Source organism: Nocardia neocaledoniensis (genome assembly GCF_003182135.1).
In the GTDB taxonomy this organism is placed as follows: domain Bacteria; phylum Actinomycetota; class Actinomycetes; order Mycobacteriales; family Mycobacteriaceae; genus Nocardia; species Nocardia neocaledoniensis.
On the sequence record NZ_QGTL01000011.1, the window covers coordinates 208,855 to 224,546 of the forward strand.

The 15,692-nt window shown below is 70.7% G+C and carries 16 protein-coding genes; 7 read left to right on the forward strand and 9 right to left on the reverse strand.

All coding sequences use genetic code 11. The features are described 5' to 3' along the window. Nucleotides 1-109 precede the first annotated feature (109 nt). Together DFR69_RS26205 and DFR69_RS26210 are read left to right on the forward strand one after the other, a co-directional pair. Nucleotides 110-1,336, forward strand: a complete 1,227-nt coding sequence (locus DFR69_RS26205) for a lipase family protein (protein WP_244198468.1) — start codon at nt 110-112, stop codon at nt 1,334-1,336. A 238-nt stretch (nt 1,337-1,574) separates the two neighbouring features. Then, nucleotides 1,575-2,165: a hypothetical protein gene (locus tag DFR69_RS26210; protein WP_110040289.1), complete on the forward strand. Its 591-nt coding sequence runs from the start codon at nt 1,575-1,577 to the stop codon at nt 2,163-2,165. Nucleotides 2,166-2,195: 30 nt separating this feature from the next. On the opposite strand, the gene DFR69_RS26215 is transcribed toward DFR69_RS26210, so the two are convergent. Beyond that, the gene (locus DFR69_RS26215; protein WP_110040290.1) at nt 2,196-2,666 is read right to left on the reverse strand and encodes a hypothetical protein; all 471 of its coding nucleotides are present in this window, start codon (nt 2,664-2,666) and stop codon (nt 2,196-2,198) included. Nucleotides 2,667-2,779: 113 nt separating this feature from the next. Next, nucleotides 2,780-3,406 carry a TetR/AcrR family transcriptional regulator gene (locus DFR69_RS26220; protein ID WP_110040291.1) on the reverse strand — a complete coding sequence of 209 codons (627 nt, stop codon included), beginning with the start codon at nt 3,404-3,406 and terminating at the stop codon, nt 2,780-2,782. A gap of 148 nt (nt 3,407-3,554) precedes the next feature. Between DFR69_RS26220 and DFR69_RS26225 the strand changes: the two genes are divergently transcribed. Together DFR69_RS26225 and DFR69_RS26230 are read left to right on the forward strand one after the other, a co-directional pair. Then, nucleotides 3,555-4,343, forward strand: coding sequence for a thioesterase family protein (locus DFR69_RS26225; protein WP_110040292.1), 789 nt, complete (start codon nt 3,555-3,557; stop codon nt 4,341-4,343). Between the two features lie 67 nt (nt 4,344-4,410). Further along, nucleotides 4,411-6,054, forward strand: coding sequence for a CocE/NonD family hydrolase (locus DFR69_RS26230; RefSeq protein ID WP_244198469.1), 1,644 nt, complete (start codon nt 4,411-4,413; stop codon nt 6,052-6,054). A gap of 10 nt (nt 6,055-6,064) precedes the next feature. On the opposite strand, the gene DFR69_RS26235 is transcribed toward DFR69_RS26230, so the two are convergent. Beyond that, entirely contained in the window at nt 6,065-7,021 is a 957-nt protein-coding gene (locus DFR69_RS26235) for an NAD(P)H-dependent flavin oxidoreductase (protein WP_110040294.1), read from the reverse strand. An 80-nt stretch (nt 7,022-7,101) separates the two neighbouring features. On the opposite strand from DFR69_RS26235, the gene DFR69_RS26240 reads away from it, so the two are divergent. After that, entirely contained in the window at nt 7,102-7,398 is a 297-nt protein-coding gene (locus tag DFR69_RS26240; protein WP_110040295.1) for a hypothetical protein, read from the forward strand. Here the strand turns inward: DFR69_RS26240 and DFR69_RS26245 are convergent. Next, complete coding sequence (locus DFR69_RS26245) at nt 7,340-7,912, reverse strand: TetR/AcrR family transcriptional regulator (RefSeq protein WP_110040296.1); 573 nt, start codon at nt 7,910-7,912, stop codon at nt 7,340-7,342. The two genes, DFR69_RS26240 and DFR69_RS26245, sit on opposite strands and share 59 nt — an antisense overlap. 99 nt (nt 7,913-8,011) lie before the next feature. Between DFR69_RS26245 and DFR69_RS26250 the strand changes: the two genes are divergently transcribed. Both DFR69_RS26250 and DFR69_RS26255 read left to right on the forward strand, forming a co-directional pair. After that, nucleotides 8,012-8,671 carry a class I SAM-dependent methyltransferase gene (locus tag DFR69_RS26250; protein ID WP_244198470.1) on the forward strand — a complete coding sequence of 220 codons (660 nt, stop codon included), beginning with the start codon at nt 8,012-8,014 and terminating at the stop codon, nt 8,669-8,671. A gap of 72 nt (nt 8,672-8,743) precedes the next feature. After that, nucleotides 8,744-9,385, forward strand: a complete 642-nt coding sequence (locus DFR69_RS26255; RefSeq protein ID WP_110040298.1) for an HD domain-containing protein — start codon at nt 8,744-8,746, stop codon at nt 9,383-9,385. Between the two features lie 140 nt (nt 9,386-9,525). Here DFR69_RS26255 and DFR69_RS26260 read toward each other — a convergent pair whose 3' ends face one another. The 5 genes from DFR69_RS26260 to DFR69_RS26280 form a co-directional block, all read right to left on the reverse strand. Beyond that, nucleotides 9,526-10,266: a copper homeostasis protein CutC gene (locus DFR69_RS26260; RefSeq protein WP_110040299.1), complete on the reverse strand. Its 741-nt coding sequence runs from the start codon at nt 10,264-10,266 to the stop codon at nt 9,526-9,528. Nucleotide 10,267: 1 nt separating this feature from the next. Continuing rightward, nucleotides 10,268-11,047, reverse strand: a complete 780-nt coding sequence (gene nagB / locus DFR69_RS26265; RefSeq protein WP_110040300.1) for a glucosamine-6-phosphate deaminase — start codon at nt 11,045-11,047, stop codon at nt 10,268-10,270. Continuing rightward, nucleotides 11,047-12,261, reverse strand: coding sequence for an N-acetylglucosamine-6-phosphate deacetylase (locus DFR69_RS26270; RefSeq protein ID WP_110040301.1), 1,215 nt, complete (start codon nt 12,259-12,261; stop codon nt 11,047-11,049). The genes nagB and DFR69_RS26270 overlap by 1 nt, the downstream gene beginning before the upstream one ends. Before the next feature lie 382 nt (nt 12,262-12,643). Beyond that, the gene (gene ptsP, locus DFR69_RS26275) at nt 12,644-14,308 is read right to left on the reverse strand and encodes a phosphoenolpyruvate--protein phosphotransferase (protein WP_110040337.1); all 1,665 of its coding nucleotides are present in this window, start codon (nt 14,306-14,308) and stop codon (nt 12,644-12,646) included. A 7-nt stretch (nt 14,309-14,315) separates the two neighbouring features. Continuing rightward, entirely contained in the window at nt 14,316-15,662 is a 1,347-nt protein-coding gene (locus DFR69_RS26280; protein ID WP_110040302.1) for a PTS transporter subunit EIIC, read from the reverse strand. Nucleotides 15,663-15,692 lie beyond the last annotated feature (30 nt).

Consider the following 15,692-nt stretch of genomic DNA (forward strand, 5'->3'; position numbering starts at 1 on the left):
CGTTCCCTCGGCGCGATTCGGATGACCCTTCCCTGTTCGGGCACGCCGTCCCTCTCGGGCCAGTACGCTCTCCGGCGCGGACTGGAACATGTTCTCGGGGGGAGTGGATATGCGGATGCCAGGAGAGGTCACGATCGGTGCCATGGCGGTCGCCTCGGTTCTCGCGTTGGTGACGATGTGTGCGGGGTGGGCCACGGCGGTGCCTGCGCCGGAACAGGATTCGTTCTACGTCGAGCCGGCTGGGCTCGCGGGCTTGGCCAACGGGGCGGTGCTCGGGTCGCGGCCGGTCGAGCCGGAGTCGTACGGACTGCCGTTGCCCGCCGATGCTTGGCAGGTGCGGTACAAGACGGTCGACAATCACGGCGAACCGCGCGCCTACGTCGCGACAGTTCTGGTGCCGCACGGAGAGTGGAACGGTGCCGGGCCACGGCCGTTGCTGTCGTATCAGGTCGCCGAGGACGGTGTCGGCGCGAGATGCGCACCCTCGTACGCGCTGCGTGGCGGGGTCGATGGCGTTCCGAGCAATGCGTACTCCGAGACGGGGATGATCAGGTTCGCCCTGGAGCAGGGGTGGGCGCTGGTTGTTCCGGACTATCAGGGGCCGGACTCCGATCTGTTCGGTGCCGAGGGTTACGCCCACGGCGTGCTCGACGGCATTCGCGCCGCCAGGGCGTTCGGGCCCGCGGCGATCGACCCCGCGGCGCCGATCGGCATGTGGGGCTACTCCGGTGGAGCGCAGGCGACCGCTGTCGCGGCGCAGTCGCAGGCCGCGTACGCGCCCGAGTTGCCGTTGGCCGGTGTGGCGCTCGGTGGAACAGTCGCCGATCTGGAGTCCACGATGTCCGGCTTCAGCGGTGGGATCGCGGGTGGGGCGGCGGTGGTCGGCCTGGTCGGGTTGAACCGGTCCTACCCTGATGCGGACGTGGCCCAGTACCTCAACGAGTCGGGCCGCGCGAAATTGGCTGCGAGCCAGAATGATTGCCTGCTCGACGCTGCGCTGAGGTACCCCTTCCTCGATGCGGCGGAGTTGGAGGCCTGGCCCGGCTCGATCACGAACAATCCTGCACTGAGCGAGGTCGTGCGCGGGGCCAGTCCCTTGTTCCGCCCCGGCGCACCCACCGTGCCGGTGCTGATCCACCACGCGATCGCCGACGAGTTCGCGCCCATCGACTCGGCGCGGGCGCTCGCCGGAAAGTACTGCGCCGCTGGGATTCCCGTGCGGTACGTCGAGAACCCGATCGGTGAGCACGGGACCGAAGCCATGTTCGGCCTGCCGGCAGTACTGAGCTATCTGGCCGACCGATTCAGCGCGAAACCGGCGCCGAACGACTGCTGAGTGGTGGGGTCCCCAGCCGAGGTCGCACCGCGAGGTCGAGTCCGCCCGCGCCGATGAATCCGTGTCGCCGGCGACCAGGGCGGTCGGGGTGTGACCGGGGCCGCAAGCAGCGTGGCTGATCATGTGGCACCATGATTACGAAACTGAGAGTTCCGATAATGGAGGCCCTGATGTTCGACCCCCGGCTGCCCGAATGTGGGCAGCTCCGTCCTGTCGCCGTGGTGACGAAGTGGCTGCGATGACCACGCTGACCGGCCCGCCGGTGCCCGCCGAGCGGCTCCGCATCGCCTGGCGGAGCATGCACACGCCGGTGGCGGGAGTTCCGCGCTGGGCCACGATCGCTGCCCTGGCTGTGCCGCTGACAGCCCTCCCGTCCAGCCTCTGGCGGATAGGCGTCGCCTTTCTCGACGACGAGACCGCGACCAAGCGCGGGGATCTTCCGTCGTGGATTCCCGGCGAGCTGTACGTGATCGCCCTGTCGATCGTGTCGGAACTGTTGGCGTTCACCGCGATCGGGCTGATCGCTGTCTGGGGCGAGCGGTTCCCGCGCTGGTTTCCGTGGCTGCGCGGGCGAAGGATCCCGACGCCGGTGGCGGTGGTCCCGGCCGCGCTCGGTGCCGCGACGCTGACGATCATGTGGACCGCCGCGTTCCTCACCGACTTCGCCGGCGTCACCCTGCGCGGCGATCCGACTCCCGCGGACTCACCCGCCCGAGCGGGCGGCTGGGAAACGGCGATCTATTACGTCAGTTATGCCCCGCTCCTGCTGTGGGGCCCGCTGCTCGCCACCGTCACCGTCGCCTACTACCGACGCCGCCGGAACGCGTGACGGCGCTGCGGAAGAACGGAATTCGCGCGGCTATGGGGCGGCGAGTTTGGCGTGGATGGCGGCGATGAAGGCGGTGGGCTCAGGGTGCGGTCCGGGTCCGAGATTGAAATGGCTTCGGTCCGCCCAGGATCCGAGCATCGTGGCGTCGTCACGATCGGCCGGTTGGAAGGTGGCCCGCTCGAGGGTGAACACGCGGACGTCGTCGGAATTCTCGGGCAGGACCACCGCGACGAAATGCGCTTCGGCGGGCGCGGCCGGGGTGGGGAGTTGCACGAGCAGCAGGCGGAGACCCTCGGCGTCGACACGGTGCCCGGTGATGCCCGCGCTCGGCAGCCGGTCTTCGGCGGGAAGTCGTTCGCCGATGCTGTCCCACAGGCCTTTCAGCTGTTCGGTGTAGCCGAGCGGCGGCTCTTCGGTGACCATGCGCGTACCCAGCCGCTGCGCGAGGTTCGGCAGCACCTGATGCGCGAAGTGATAGTGATGGGTCCTCGGCTCGGCCACGACGATTCCCTCCCGTTGCGGACGAGGATTCCCCCATCCGTGCCGGAGAACCTACTCCTAGGGTCCGACACCCCGAAATCCGCACCGAGGTCGCCACATCGAGACGATCTCGGTTAGCTCCGGACGAACAGGCGCATCGCCTCGTCGACGACCGCGTCGCGGGTGCGGCCCTCGGGATCGGTGTCCGGGCGGAGCCAGATCGAGGCGTGGTTGAGGATGCCGTGCAGGCAGTGCAGCGCCACCGCCGGGTCGGGGCAATCGAATTCGCCCTCCGCGACGCCCTCGTCGACGACCTCGCGGAAGATCCGGTCGTGCCGCCTGCGCATGGCCTTGATCGACTCGGTGTGCTCGGCCGGCCACGGCGCGGGGAACGAGAAGAGCGTGCCCACTTCGGGATACAGCACCGTCAGCACGCGCAGTTGCGCGGCGACCAGCGAGCGGAGCCGCTCGGTCGCCGGCTGCCCGGCCGCGGCGTCGAGCGCGTCGCCGAGGTGGGTCAGTACGTCGGCGGTCAGCTTCTCCAGCGCCGCGGCGACGAGCGCGTCCTTGCTGGAGAAGTAGTGGTAGAGGGTGGCTTTCGCGATGTCGGAGCGTTCGGCGACGTCCTCGAATCGCATGCCCTGGTAGCCGCTGCTCACCAGGATCTGCAGCGCCGCGTCGATCATCTCCGCCTTGCGGCGATCGCGTCGTCTCGCGGCGCGACCACCGGCCGCCACGCTCTCGTCCGCGATCGAAGTCATCGGCCGATCATATCCGGGGCGGTCGCCGGCCGGTCCGCGATGAGCCCCGTGAATCGACCCATCGGTCGCGACCGGGACCTTGTGAAATCAACCACAAGGATGCTCAGTCGACTGGTGGGATGAAAACTCGACCCGTAGGTTGAGAAATGTGACGGACACGACCGCGACCAGCTACTTCCGGAGAATCGGCACCCACCGCTTCGTGCCGACCGCCCACGCGGGTGGCGCCTGGAACGACGACGAGCAGCACTTCAGTCCCGTCGCGGGCCTGATCGTCCACGAGATCCAGCGCGCCCGGCCCGCGGACTCCACGCTGGTGCTGAGCCGGATCAGTTTCGACATCCTGGGCGTGATCGGTTTCGAGGAGTTCGACATCGAGGTCCGCACCGTTCGGCCGGGGCGCACGATCGAACTCGTCGAGGCCACCGTCACCATCGCCGGGCGCAGCGTCGTGAGCGCCCGCGCCTGGATGCTGAGCACCCAGAACACCGACAGTGTCGCGGGCGGGGAACCCGACCGGCTGCCCGCGCCGGAGACACTGTCGCCGTGGCCGCTCACCTCGGTGTGGTCGGGCGGATACATCGCCTCGGTCGATTTCCGTCCCGTCGACCGCCCGCAGCCGGGCCGGACCACCGCCTGGATCCAGTCGCCCCTCGACCTCGTGGCGGGTGAGACAGCCGGCCCACCGGCGTCGTACATCGCGCTGGTCGACACCGCGAACGGCATCGCCGTCCGGCAGGAGCCGACGAAGTGGATGTTCCCCAACCTCGACCTCACCATCCACCTGTACCGCCAGCCGGAGGGCACCTGGACCGGCCTCGACACCAGCGTCACTTTCGGCACCGCCGGGCAGGGACTGACCAGCACGGTCCTGCACGACATCCACGGGCCGGTGGGTGTGGCCGAGCAGATTCTCACCGTCCGCCCCCAGCCCTGACGCGACACGCCCCGGCCCCTGGATCTCGGGGCTGGACGCGGGGGCGGCGGACGGCGATAGTCCACTGGTGCGATGGGGTGTGATGGCGGCGCGAGTCGTCGCCGGTGTGGCGTTGGTGCTGGGTACGGCGTCGCCGGTGTCGGCGGAGCCGGTGAACGCGGCGTTCACGTGGACACAGGAGTACGTGACCGCGGCGGACGGCACGCGCTTGCACATGGACATCCTGCGACCGGCGGGACTGGCCGACGACGCGCGGACCCCGGTCCTGCTGACCGCGAGCCCGTACCGCTCGCACACCGCCTACCTCACCCAACCGCGTCCCGAGGGCGGCCCCTCGACCGACAACCTGCCCGTGGAGTGGGCGTTGCGGGCGGGCTATACCTACGTGATCGCCGACCTGCGCGGCTTCGGCGGGTCGAACGGCTGCCCCGACTTCGGCGGCCCCGGCGAGCAGGCCGACGTCGCGACCGCGGTCGAATGGGCCGCGAGCAGGCCGTGGTCCACCGGGCGGGTCGGCGTGGTCGGCACCTCGTACGAGGGCTGGACCGGCATGCTCGCCCTTGCCGCGAAGCCGAAGGGCTTGGCCGCCGTCGCGGCGTTCGAACCGGTCGTCGATCCGTACACCTACCTGTACATGCAGGGCATCTCGTGGAAGTTCGGCGGAAAGCCGCTGACCGAGGACGGTCTGCGTCCCGCCGATTTCGCCGGCCCCGAACACCTCGCCATCGCCCATACCCCGGGCCGCTGGGACGACTCACCCGAATACCAGGCCAACGCCGTCCAGATGACCCAGGCGTGCATGGACAGCTACCTCGCCCTCACCACCGACCATGATCCCGCCAACCCGGGCTGGCGCGATCGCGACGTCGTCGAGGACCTGCGCGGCAACACGATTCCGCTGTTCCTCGGTCAGAGCTTCCTCGACTCCAACACCAGAGCCGACCGGGTCATCGACGCCTGGCAGGCGATGGGGCCGGGCGAGCACCGCGGCTGGTTCGGGCAGTGGGGTCACTCGGACTGCCGCAGCCGCTGCGGCACACCGCACTTCAACGACGAACTGGCCGCGTTCCTGGACCGGCACGTCGCCGGCGCCGACGTGGAGGTGCCGGGGCCGCCGGTCACGGTCGGGCAGTTCGAGGGCGGCTGGCGCAGCGAGGAGGTCTGGCCGCCGGCCGACACCCGGCGCGTCGGCGTCGAGCTGCGCACCGGCGAATACCGGGATCGCGGGCTGTTGCCCGGCCCCGATCGCGAGATCTGGTCCGTCTCGGCGCCCGTCGCCGACACCCTGCACCTGGCCGGCCGCGCCACCGCGACCATGGAACTGGCCGGACCGCCGAATGCCACTGTCGCCCTGGAGCTCTACGACATCGCCCCCGACGGCCGCGCGACCGTCATCACCCGGGGCATCGCCCCCGTGACCCCGCGCGCGGAGATCCGGATGCTCTGGCAGGACGCCCGCCTGACCGCCGGTCATCGTCTCGGCATCCGCATCACCGATGTCGTCGACGACGTCTGGTCCCACGCGCCGGCGAATGCCACGGTCACCGTGCGCGCGGCGCGGTTGGAGCTGCCGATCCTGACGACTCCGCGCGACACCGATCTCACCGGGGGAGTGCCGATCTGGCAAGCCAGGTGGCGCACCGAGGAGACGATCCAGCTCGAGCAGGCCTGGCTGAACGACCCGGTGCGGACGGTCGGCACGATCGGGTAGTTCGGTGCAGTCAGCGTCGCAGCAGTTCCGCCGCGTTCGCGCACATCCGGTCGATGACGGCCGCGGCGGGCTCGATGTGGGTGATCAGACCGACGCCCTGGCCCGCGTCGACCGGCGCGATGGTGACGTCGTCGGTGTCCATGGCCGCGCGCAGCATCTCGGCACTGGGCCGCGCCTCGTCGAATTCCGGCCGTGACCACGGATCGGTGACGTCGTTGCGCAGCACCCGCGCCGGGTAGATCGGCGGCCACGGCAGGTCGAGCACCTCGTCGAACACGGTGGTCACGACGGTGTGCGTCGAGTCGGCCGCGAGCATCGCCCGCCGCGCGTTCTCCGGCAGCAGCGACTCCTCGGCCGCGGCCAGACAGGTCCCCAGCCACGCGCCCGCGGCGCCCGCCGCCAGCACGGCGGCCAGCGTGCGCCCCGAGCCGATCCCGCCTGCCGCGAGGACCGGCACCGTCGCGGTCTCGAGCACGGCGTCGAGCAGCGGCAGCAGCGCGAGCCGGTCGGCGCCGTGCCCGCCGCCCTCGCTGCCGCGCACGACCAGCACGTCGATGCCCGCCTCCTGCGCTCGATGCGCGCCCGGCACGTCATAGACCTGGGTGACCGCGAGGATTCCGGCGTCCTGAACCGCCGGCACCCACGAGAAGTCGCTGCCGAAACTCACCGAGAGCAGGCGCGGCTCGGCGGCGATCGCGGTTTCCAGCAGCCCGGTTTCCCGGTCGCGCACCCAGTCGACCAGGCCGATCCCGACCGTCGCGCCGCCGGCCGCGGCCAGTTCGCGTTCCAGCGCGGCCACCGAGCCCGCACTGCCCATCCCGATCATGCCGAGTCCGCCCGCCGCGCTCACCGCGGCCGCGAGCCGTCCGCCCGCCGCGCCGCCCATCGGCGCGTTCACCACCGGGACCCGCAGTCCGAGGGAACGCGACCACGGTGTCATCAGCGTGTCGTCCGGTGTGCTGGTCATGGGCTCGGCACCTCTCGTCGCGGCTCGGCCCAACCATCATGCCAAGTGGCGGAGCCGTGGCGCGGCGTAGTGTTCTCCGGATGACGATCAGGGACCGGCTCGAGCAGGTGATCACCACGCCGCCGCCGGTGTTCGGGGAACCACTGGAGACCGCCGACGGCAGCACGGTGATCACGGTCGCCCGCGGCGGCCGGTTCGGCCGCCCGGCCCGCCCGATCGGGATCTTCGTCGTCCACGACGGCCGCGCCGACTGGGTGCCCGCGGTCGACTCGAATCGCATCGCTCAGCTGGGCGAGTGGATAGGCCTGCTCACCGGCGTCATCGCGGCGCTGGCGATTCTGCGCCGCCCGCCGTGGCCGGATCTGCGCCGCCGCTGATCCCGTGCAAGGCCAGCGCTTCGAAGCGCCGCCACGCCTGCTCGGGTGGCGTGCGCGCGGCCGGATCGACCACCGTGCCGAGGAATCCGAGCACGCCCCACGACAGCAAGGTCACCGCGTCCGTTGTCGCGCCCTCGACCAGTTCGCCGATCAGCTCGGCCACCGCCCGCCGGTACGAGTGCAGCACCGTCGTGGTCGCCTTCGGGCCGATGAGCGGCCGGTACACCTCGGGATACCGGCCTGCGAGGTGGAACATCACCCGCAGCGGCGCCAGCGGTGATCCGGGTGTGGCAGTGGCGGTGATCTCGCGCCGCAGGAACTCGGTACAGCTGAGCAGCAGCAGCTCGTCCTTGTCGCGATAGTGCGCGTAGAACGTGGAGCGGCCGACATCGGCGCGATCGATGATGTCGCTGACCGTCACGCGGTCGTAGCCGCGTTCGATCATCAACTCGATCAGCGCCCGGTGCAGGTTGTCCCTGGTACGGCGCACGCGGCGGTCGGTGTGCTCGGCCATCGTTCCTCCGGGACGAAGGGGGCAGATCTGTCCGGAAACGGACAGATCCGGTGGTTCTGGTCCTGGTCGGGGGCATGAGCCCCGGCCGACCATGGAGCCATGCCACAGAATCAGCTTCGCACCCCGATGTTCGTCGACGACAGCGACACCGGCTTGGTCATCGCCGGCCTGCGCCGCTACAACCTGTTCACCGCCGCGTTCTTCCTCGGCAGGCAGCGCAGCCTGCACGCCGAATTCGTCCGGACCGTCGGTGCCGGACCGGGGCAGCGGGCCCTCGATATCGGCTGCGGCCCCGGCAAACTCGTCCGCGCGCTGGGCACGGCGGTGGGGGAGCGCGGAGCGGCCGTCGGAGTCGACCCGTCGGAGATCGCGATCGCCGACAACCGCCGTCGCGACCTCGCGCCGAACCACCGCTACGAACGGGGCCCCGCGCAGGATCTCCCGTTCGCCGACGCCGAATTCGATGTCGTCACATGCACTTTCGTCATGCACCACATTCCCGCCGCGGCGCGGTCGGCGGCGCTCGGCGAGATGTGGCGTGTCCTGCGGCCGGGCGGCACGCTGCTGCTGGCCGATGCCTCGCCGGGGCCCGTTATGCGGCGCGTCCTGCGGCCGCTGCTCGGCGGTGATCCGTTCGCGGAGGTCGACATCCGGCGCTACACCGACGGAGTGAAAGCGACCGGATTCACCGGGCTCGAATACCGCCAGAGCAGGTACCAGACCGGGATTCTCACCGCGGCCAAGCCCGCGTCGGTCTGATCCGCGCTGCTTGTCGGTGCCCTCGGCTAGGGTCGGTCCCGACACGATCGATATCGAGCACGGGGGTGTGGGATGAAGTTCGATCAGCGGGAAACCGACGCGCAGGTCTTCGCCATCGCGGCGCACGGCGAGCAGCGCTACGGCGATCGGCCGTACGTCATGCACCTGGCGGCGGTGCGCGCCGTGCTCGACGACTTCGGGTACGACGGCGCGCTGGCGGCCGCCGCCTGGCTGCACGACGTCATCGAGGACACGCCCGTCACCGCCGAGGAGATCGAATCGCGTTTCGGCCGTGAGGTTCTCGATCTCGTCTGGGCGGTGACGGGCGTCGGCCCCGACCGCAAGGCCCGAAACCTGAACGCGTACGGCAAGATCGCCGCGCACCCGCCCGCCGTCATCCTGAAGCTGGCCGACCGCACCGCCAATGCCGAGGCCAGCCCGCCGGAGAGCAGCTGGATGGGCATGTACCGCACCGAACATCCCGCGTTCAAAGCACACCTCGGCGGATTGCTCGCCGACGATCCGACCGTCGCCCGCATGTGGGAACGCCTCGAACGTCGCCTCGATCTGTCGGTCGCTCCCCCGGACGAGCGGTGGACCGAGATCGACCGCCTGGTCGCCGAGGGCAAGCACGCAGAAGCGGTCGCTGCCGTTCAGGCGGCGTTCACCTGCACTCCGGGCGAAGCGGAACTGATTCTCGCGGAACGGGCTTAGTCACTCAGGAGCACATGGCCTGTGGGTCAGCGCGGATGTGCGCTCTCGCCGCCGTCACCGAACGAGTCGGCTCGTCCACGCGGTCTCTACCACGCCGCGAACCGGGCCGAGAGCCGCGCAGTCCCTGCGCGGCCGGTAGTTCAGGAGACGGGGCGCGTCAGGTCCAGCTGCCGTAGCTGTGCGGCGACGGCGAACGCCACGTCTTCGTCGAGCTGATCGTGTCCGGTGGTCCCGCCGCCACCCGGTCCGCCGTCGTCGGCGACGACCCTGCGCGCCGACAGGTGCACGGCGTCGACTCCGGCACCGTGCAGGGCGGGCAGGTCGGCGACGGTGACCCCACCACCGGCCATGATCTGGATCCGGCCCGCGGCGTGGTCGACCATCGCGGCCAGGTCCGCGATGCCCTCGGCGCAACGGGTCGCGCCACCGGAGGTGAGTACCCGCGTGATGCCCAGCTCCACCAGTGTGTCCACGGCGGCCGCCCGGTCGCTGATCACATCGATCGCACGATGAAAGGTCAGCTCGATGTCCTCCACCGGAACGCCCTCGAGTACTCGCCGCAGCGTGTCGACGTCGACTCGACGCTGCGGGGTGAGCGCTCCGAGGACGAGCCCCGCGACACCCGCCGACACCGCCGCACGCGCATCGGCGTTCATCACCGCGACCTCCGCGGGATCGCGATACTCGAAACCCCCTGCCCGGCACCGGATCAGCGCGTGCACCGGCATCCCGGTCGCGACCACCGCGGCGATCGTCCCGATGCTCGCGGTCAGACCCCCCGTCCCGCCCAGCGCCGCGCACAGTTCCACCCGATCCGCGCCGACCCGGCGGGCGCCGAGCGCGCCCGCCACATCCTGGACCGCGAATTCGAGGGCGGTCATCTCAGAACGACTGCCAGGCGGGCTTGTTCGCCAGTGCGTACTTGTAGTAGTCGGCCAGCTTCAGCTTGCTCGCCGCCGCTTCGTCGATCACCACGGTGACGTGGCGATGCCACTGCATCACCGAGGCGGGGCAGAACGCCGACAGCGGCCCTTCCGCCGCCGCCGCGATCGCGTCCGCTTTGCCCGCGCCCAGCGCGATCATCACCAGATGGCCGGCCTCGCCGATGGTCCCGAGGCCCTGGGTGAGCACGTGGTGCGGCACGTCCTCCGGGCCGTCGAAGAAGCGGGCGTTGTCCTTGCGGGTCTGCTCGGTCAGCGTTTTGACCCTGGTGCGCGAGGTCAGCGCGGAGCCGGGCTCGTTGAAACCGATGTGCCCGTCGGTGCCGATGCCGAGCAACTGCACATCCACCCCGCCGGCCGCGGCGATGGCGGCGTCGTAGCGCCTGCCCTCGCCGGCGATGTCGCCCGCCTCGCCGTTCGGGCTCAGCACCCGGGCCGGATCGAGGTTCACGTGATCGACGAACTCGGAACGGATCACCGAGAAATACGACTGCGGATGCTCTTTCGGCAGCCCGACGTACTCGTCGAGCAGGAACGCGCTCGCCGTCGAGAAGTCGAGCTTCCCGTCCCGGTACCGGCGCGCCAGCTCCTGATAGCTGCCCAGCGGCGAGGAACCGGTGGCCAGGCCGAGGATCGCGTTGCCGCGTTCCACATAGCCACCGACGATGTCGGCGACGGTCGAGGCCACCTCGTGTTCGTCCGCCCGGATCACGATTTCCATCAGCTTCCCTCCGTTCCGGCGACGAACACCCGCCGCGGTTGCAATGACTGGTCGGTGACGAGCAGGTCGGCGCGGGCGCCGACGGTGAGCGTGCCACGGTCGCGGAGACCGAGCACGTGAGCGGGCGTGCGGGTCGCGGCGGTGACGGCGTCGGCGAGCGGCACTCCGGCGCGGAACACCGTCCACCGCAGCACATCGAGCAGCCGGGCGGTCCCGCCCGCGATGGCGCCCGGCCGTCCGTCGTCGGTGGCGAGCCGGGCGACACCTTCGCGCACTCGCACATCCAGCGCGCCGAGTTGGTACTCCCCGTCACCGAGCCCGGCGGCGGCCATCGCGTCGGAGACCAGCGCGATCTGGTCGGGACCCACGGTGTCGAACACCATCGCCACGGTCTCCGGCGCCAGATGCACACCGTCGGCGATCAATTCGAGCACCATGTCCCCGCGCCCCGCCGCGGCGAGACAGGCGGCGACGGGACCGGGGGAGCGGTGGTGCAGTTCCGGCATGCCGTTGAACAGGTGCGTCGCGGTGATCGGGCCGCCCGTCGCGTCGGCGATGCGCGCGGAGGTGGTCGCCGCGTCGGTGTCGGTGTGCCCGAGGCTGGGCAGCACGCCGTGGCGGCGCATGGCGGCGAGCAGTTCCGCGTAGTGCGCGGTCTCCGGCGCGAGCGTCATCGACCGCACGGTGCCCCGCGCCGCCTCGCATACCCGCTCGAAGAGGGCGGGGTCGCCGGGGACGATCGCGGCGGGATCCTGTGCGCCACAGCGGGTCGCGTTGAGGAAGGGACCCTCGAGGTGGATGCCGAGCAGCGTGCCGTCCTCCACCAGATCGGCGAGCAACCCGGCCTGCCGAACCAGTACTTCGGGCTGGGCCGACACCAGGCTCCCGAACAATCCGGTGGTGCCCTGCGCGCGGTGCTCGGCCGCCGCGACCCGCGCGCCCGCCGCATCGGCGTTCGGGAACCCGAAGCCGCCACCGCCGTGGCAATGCACGTCGATCAGCCCCGGCAGGATCAGTTCGTCCGTGGCCGCCGGAAGCCGTTCCGCCGCAGGATGTTCCGCCGCCGCACCCACCCAGCTGATCCGGCCGTCCACGAACTCGACCACGCCGTCGGCGATCCCCGCACCGGCCAGCCGCCCGCGAACCACACCGTCCGCACTCACCACGACACCTTCCACGCGACCGCACCGGTGACGATCACTCCGCACCACCATCGAATTCGGCCGCGACCGCCGAGCGCATCGTGGCTCGAAACCGGGCCGCGACCGCCGAATGCCTCGTGGCTCGAAACCGGGCCGCGACCGCCGAATGCCTCGTGGCTCGAAACCGGGCCGCGACCGCCGAATGCATCGTGGGTCGGGACCTGGTCGCGACCGCCGAGCGGATCGTGGGTCGAAACCAAGCCGCGACCGCCGAGCGCGCCGTCGGTCGGGTCCAGGCCGCGACCGCCGGACGCGCCGTCGGTAGGGTCCAGGCCACGACCGGCCCCACGCCTCGGTGCGGTGCGCCGTCGGTGGACGCCCGAACCGGCGACGCGGCCCGAACAGCGAACGCGGGCCGGGACCGTGGCCCGGCCCGCACGCAGCGACGTGCGGCTCATGCCCGCCCGACGATCGCAGCGACCGCTTCCCGCGCGAGCTGCGGATTCCGCGCGGCACACGCCGCGTCGGCCGCGTCCCGGCAGATCTCCACATCCACGGCCGACAATGCCGCGCGTACCGCGGGCAACGCGGGCACCGACATCGACAGGCTCGTCACCCCGAGTCCCACCAGCACCGGCGCCAGCGCCGGATCCGACGCGGCCTCACCACAGACGCCGACCGACTTCCCGGCCGCCGAGCCCGCCGCGCCGACCATGGCGATCAGGTCCAGCACCGCGGGCTGCCACGGATCGAGGAGGTGCGCGAGTCCGCCGGCCATCCGGTCGACGGCGCAGGTGTACTGGCTCAGGTCGTTGGTGCCGATGCTGACGAAGTCCAGGTGCACCAGCAGATCCGCCGCCCGCAGCGCCGCCGCCGGGATCTCGATCATCGCCCCGACCTTGCGGATACCGGATTCCCGTGCGAGCGCGGCGAATCCGGCGGCCTCGTCGGCGGTCGCGACCATCGGCGCCATCACCCACAGGTCGGCGCCGGTCGCCTCGCCCGCCCTGGCCAGCGCGGTGAGCTGGGTGGCGAGAGTGTCGGGGAACACCGTGCCGATCCGCAGTCCGCGCACGCCGAGAGCGGGGTTCTCCTCGGTGCCGAGGTCGAGGAACGGCAGCGGCTTGTCCGACCCGGCATCGAGCGTGCGGACCACGACCCGGCGCCCGGCGAACTGTTCCAGCACCGCGGTGTAGGAAGCGATCTGTTCATCGAGGCTCGGCGCGCTCGCCTTGCCGAGGTACATGAACTCGGTGCGGAACAGGCCGACACCTTCGCTGTCGACGGGCCCGGCCTTCTCGGCGTCGTCGACGGTGCCGATGTTCACCAGCAGCTGCACCGGCGTGCCGTCGGCGGTCTTGCCCGGCCCGCTGGCCGAGGCCAGCCGTTCCCGGTCCGCGGCCGCCTGGTCGAGCGCGGCCTGCTGCCGCATCGGGCTCGGATCGATGACGACCGTCCCCGTGCCGCCGTCGAGCAGGATCGGCGTGTCCTCGACCAGCCGATCGGTGTCAGGGCAGTTCACCACCGCGGGCAACGCCAGCGACTTCGCCAGGATGGCGGTGTGGCTGGTCGGGCCGCCCTCGGTGGTCAGCAGGCCGACCACGTCGCTGTCGCCGAGCATGGCGGTGTCGGCGGGCGCGAGGTCACGCGCGACCAGGATGAACGGGTGTCCCGGCTCCGGGATGCCCGGCATCGGCTCACCGAGCAGCACCGCGACGGTGCGGCCGCCGATATCGCGCAGGTCGGTGGCCCGCTCGGCCATGTACCCGCCGAGCGCCTCCAGCTTGGCGCAGAATCCCTCGATGGCCAGGTGCACCGCGTGCGCGGTCGGCATGCCGTCGGCCAGTTGTTTCTCGGCGGCGGCGACGATGCCCGGGTCGCGGGCCATCGTCGCCGACATGGACAGGATCTCCGCGGCCACCCCGCTCACCCGGCTCGCCCTGGCCTGCATCTCGTCGGCCACCCCGCTGAGGGCCTCCTTGACCCTGGCCAGTTCCTCGGGAACCGAGCCACCGACGGGGTCCTGTGCCGAGGTCGCCAGCTGCGACCCGAACCGCAACCACGGCGCGACGACCACGCCGGGGCTGACTCCGAGACCGCGGATCACCTGTTCACCCATCAGGCGGTCACTCACCTTCCAGTTTCTTGTCCGGCTTCGCCTCGGCCTCCGTGACCGTCGGCTCCTCGGTCCGAGTATCGCCGGTCACGGCGGGCGCGGGGTCGGCTTCGACCGTCGCGTCGCCGTTCGCGCCGACCTCGACATCGGTTTCGGCCTCGCGACCGGGCGTGCGCAGGTTCCACTTCTTGATCACGAAGCTGAACAGCAGGTAGTAGATCACCGCGTAGCCGAGCCCGATCGGGATCAGCAGCCACGCGTCGGTCGCCTTGCCGAAGTTGAGCAGGTAGTCGATCGCGCCCGCCGAGAACGTGAAGCCGTCGTGGATCCCCAGCGCGTTGACCAGCGCCATCGAAGTGCCCGTCAGGATCGCGTGCACCACGTACAGCGGCCACGCCACGAACATGAACGAGAACTCGAGCGGCTCGGTGATACCGGTGACGAACGCGGTCAGACCGGTGGAGAGCATGATGCCGCCGACCAGCTTCTTCTGCGAGGGGCGCGCGTTGCGCCAGATCGCCAGCGCCGCGGCGGGCAGCGCGAACATCATGATCGGGAAGAAGCCGGTCATGAAGGTGCCCGCGGTCGGGTCGCCGGCGAAGAACCGGTTGAGGTCACCGCGCACGAGCTGGCCGGAGGCGTCGGTGTAGTCGCCGACGAGGAACCACACCGTCGAGTTCAGGATGTGGTGCAGACCGGTGGGGATGAGCAGGCGGTTTGCCGCGCCGTAGATGCCGCCACCGATGACGGTGTTGTCGGCGACCGTCTCACCCACCCAGGTGAGCGCGGAATTGAAGGCCGGGTAGATGAACGCCATGCCGACGCCGACGACCAGACCGGTCACCGCGGTCAGGATCGGCACCAGCCGCCTGCCGTTGAAGAACCCGAGGAAGTCCGGCAGTTTCGTGCGATAGAACCGCTGCCACAGCATCGCCGACAGCAGGCCCATCACGATGCCGCCGAGCACGCCGTAGTTGATCAGCGCCTGCGCGCCCTTCGGATCGGTCTTGCCCTCCAGCACGATCGGTGACATCGCCTCGAAGACGCCGTTGATCACCATGTAGCCGACGACCGCGGCCAGTGCCGTGGACCCGTCGGCCTTCTTGGCCCAGCCGATCGCGATGCCGACCGCGAAGATCAGCGGCAGCCAGGTGAACACGGCCTGTCCCGCCGCCGAGATCACCGCGGCGGTGCTCTCCAGCGCGGAGAAACGGCCGAGTAGGTCGTCCTGGCCGATCCGCAGCAGGATGCCCGCCGCGGGAAGCACCGCGATCGGCAGCATGAGGCTGCGACCCAGGCGCTGCAATCCCGCGAACACCTTCGATTCTTGCTTGGGGCTGTCGGTAACGGCAGTCATGTCGACCTTCTTCGTGCCGGATGCTCCGGC

Bases quoted from the DNA above. Each gene is read 5' to 3' on its own strand.
- DFR69_RS26205 (WP_244198468.1), top strand. From the start codon at position 110: ATGCGGATGCCAGGAGAGGTCACGATCGGTGCCATGGCGGTCGCCTCG.
- DFR69_RS26210 (WP_110040289.1), top strand. From the start codon at position 1,575: ATGACCACGCTGACCGGCCCGCCGGTGCCCGCCGAGCGGCTCCGCATC.
- DFR69_RS26220 (WP_110040291.1), bottom strand. From the start codon at position 3,406: ATGACTTCGATCGCGGACGAGAGCGTGGCGGCCGGTGGTCGCGCCGCG.
- DFR69_RS26235 (WP_110040294.1), bottom strand. From the start codon at position 7,021: ATGACCAGCACACCGGACGACACGCTGATGACACCGTGGTCGCGTTCC.
- DFR69_RS26240 (WP_110040295.1), top strand. From the start codon at position 7,102: ATGACGATCAGGGACCGGCTCGAGCAGGTGATCACCACGCCGCCGCCG.
- DFR69_RS26245 (WP_110040296.1), bottom strand. From the start codon at position 7,912: ATGGCCGAGCACACCGACCGCCGCGTGCGCCGTACCAGGGACAACCTG.
- DFR69_RS26250 (WP_244198470.1), top strand. From the start codon at position 8,012: ATGCCACAGAATCAGCTTCGCACCCCGATGTTCGTCGACGACAGCGAC.
- DFR69_RS26255 (WP_110040298.1), top strand. From the start codon at position 8,744: ATGAAGTTCGATCAGCGGGAAACCGACGCGCAGGTCTTCGCCATCGCG.
- DFR69_RS26260 (WP_110040299.1), bottom strand. From the start codon at position 10,266: ATGACCGCCCTCGAATTCGCGGTCCAGGATGTGGCGGGCGCGCTCGGC.
- nagB (WP_110040300.1), bottom strand. From the start codon at position 11,047: ATGGAAATCGTGATCCGGGCGGACGAACACGAGGTGGCCTCGACCGTC.
- DFR69_RS26270 (WP_110040301.1), bottom strand. From the start codon at position 12,261: ATGGTGGTGCGGAGTGATCGTCACCGGTGCGGTCGCGTGGAAGGTGTC.
- ptsP (WP_110040337.1), bottom strand. From the start codon at position 14,308: ATGGGTGAACAGGTGATCCGCGGTCTCGGAGTCAGCCCCGGCGTGGTC.
- DFR69_RS26280 (WP_110040302.1), bottom strand. From the start codon at position 15,662: ATGACTGCCGTTACCGACAGCCCCAAGCAAGAATCGAAGGTGTTCGCG.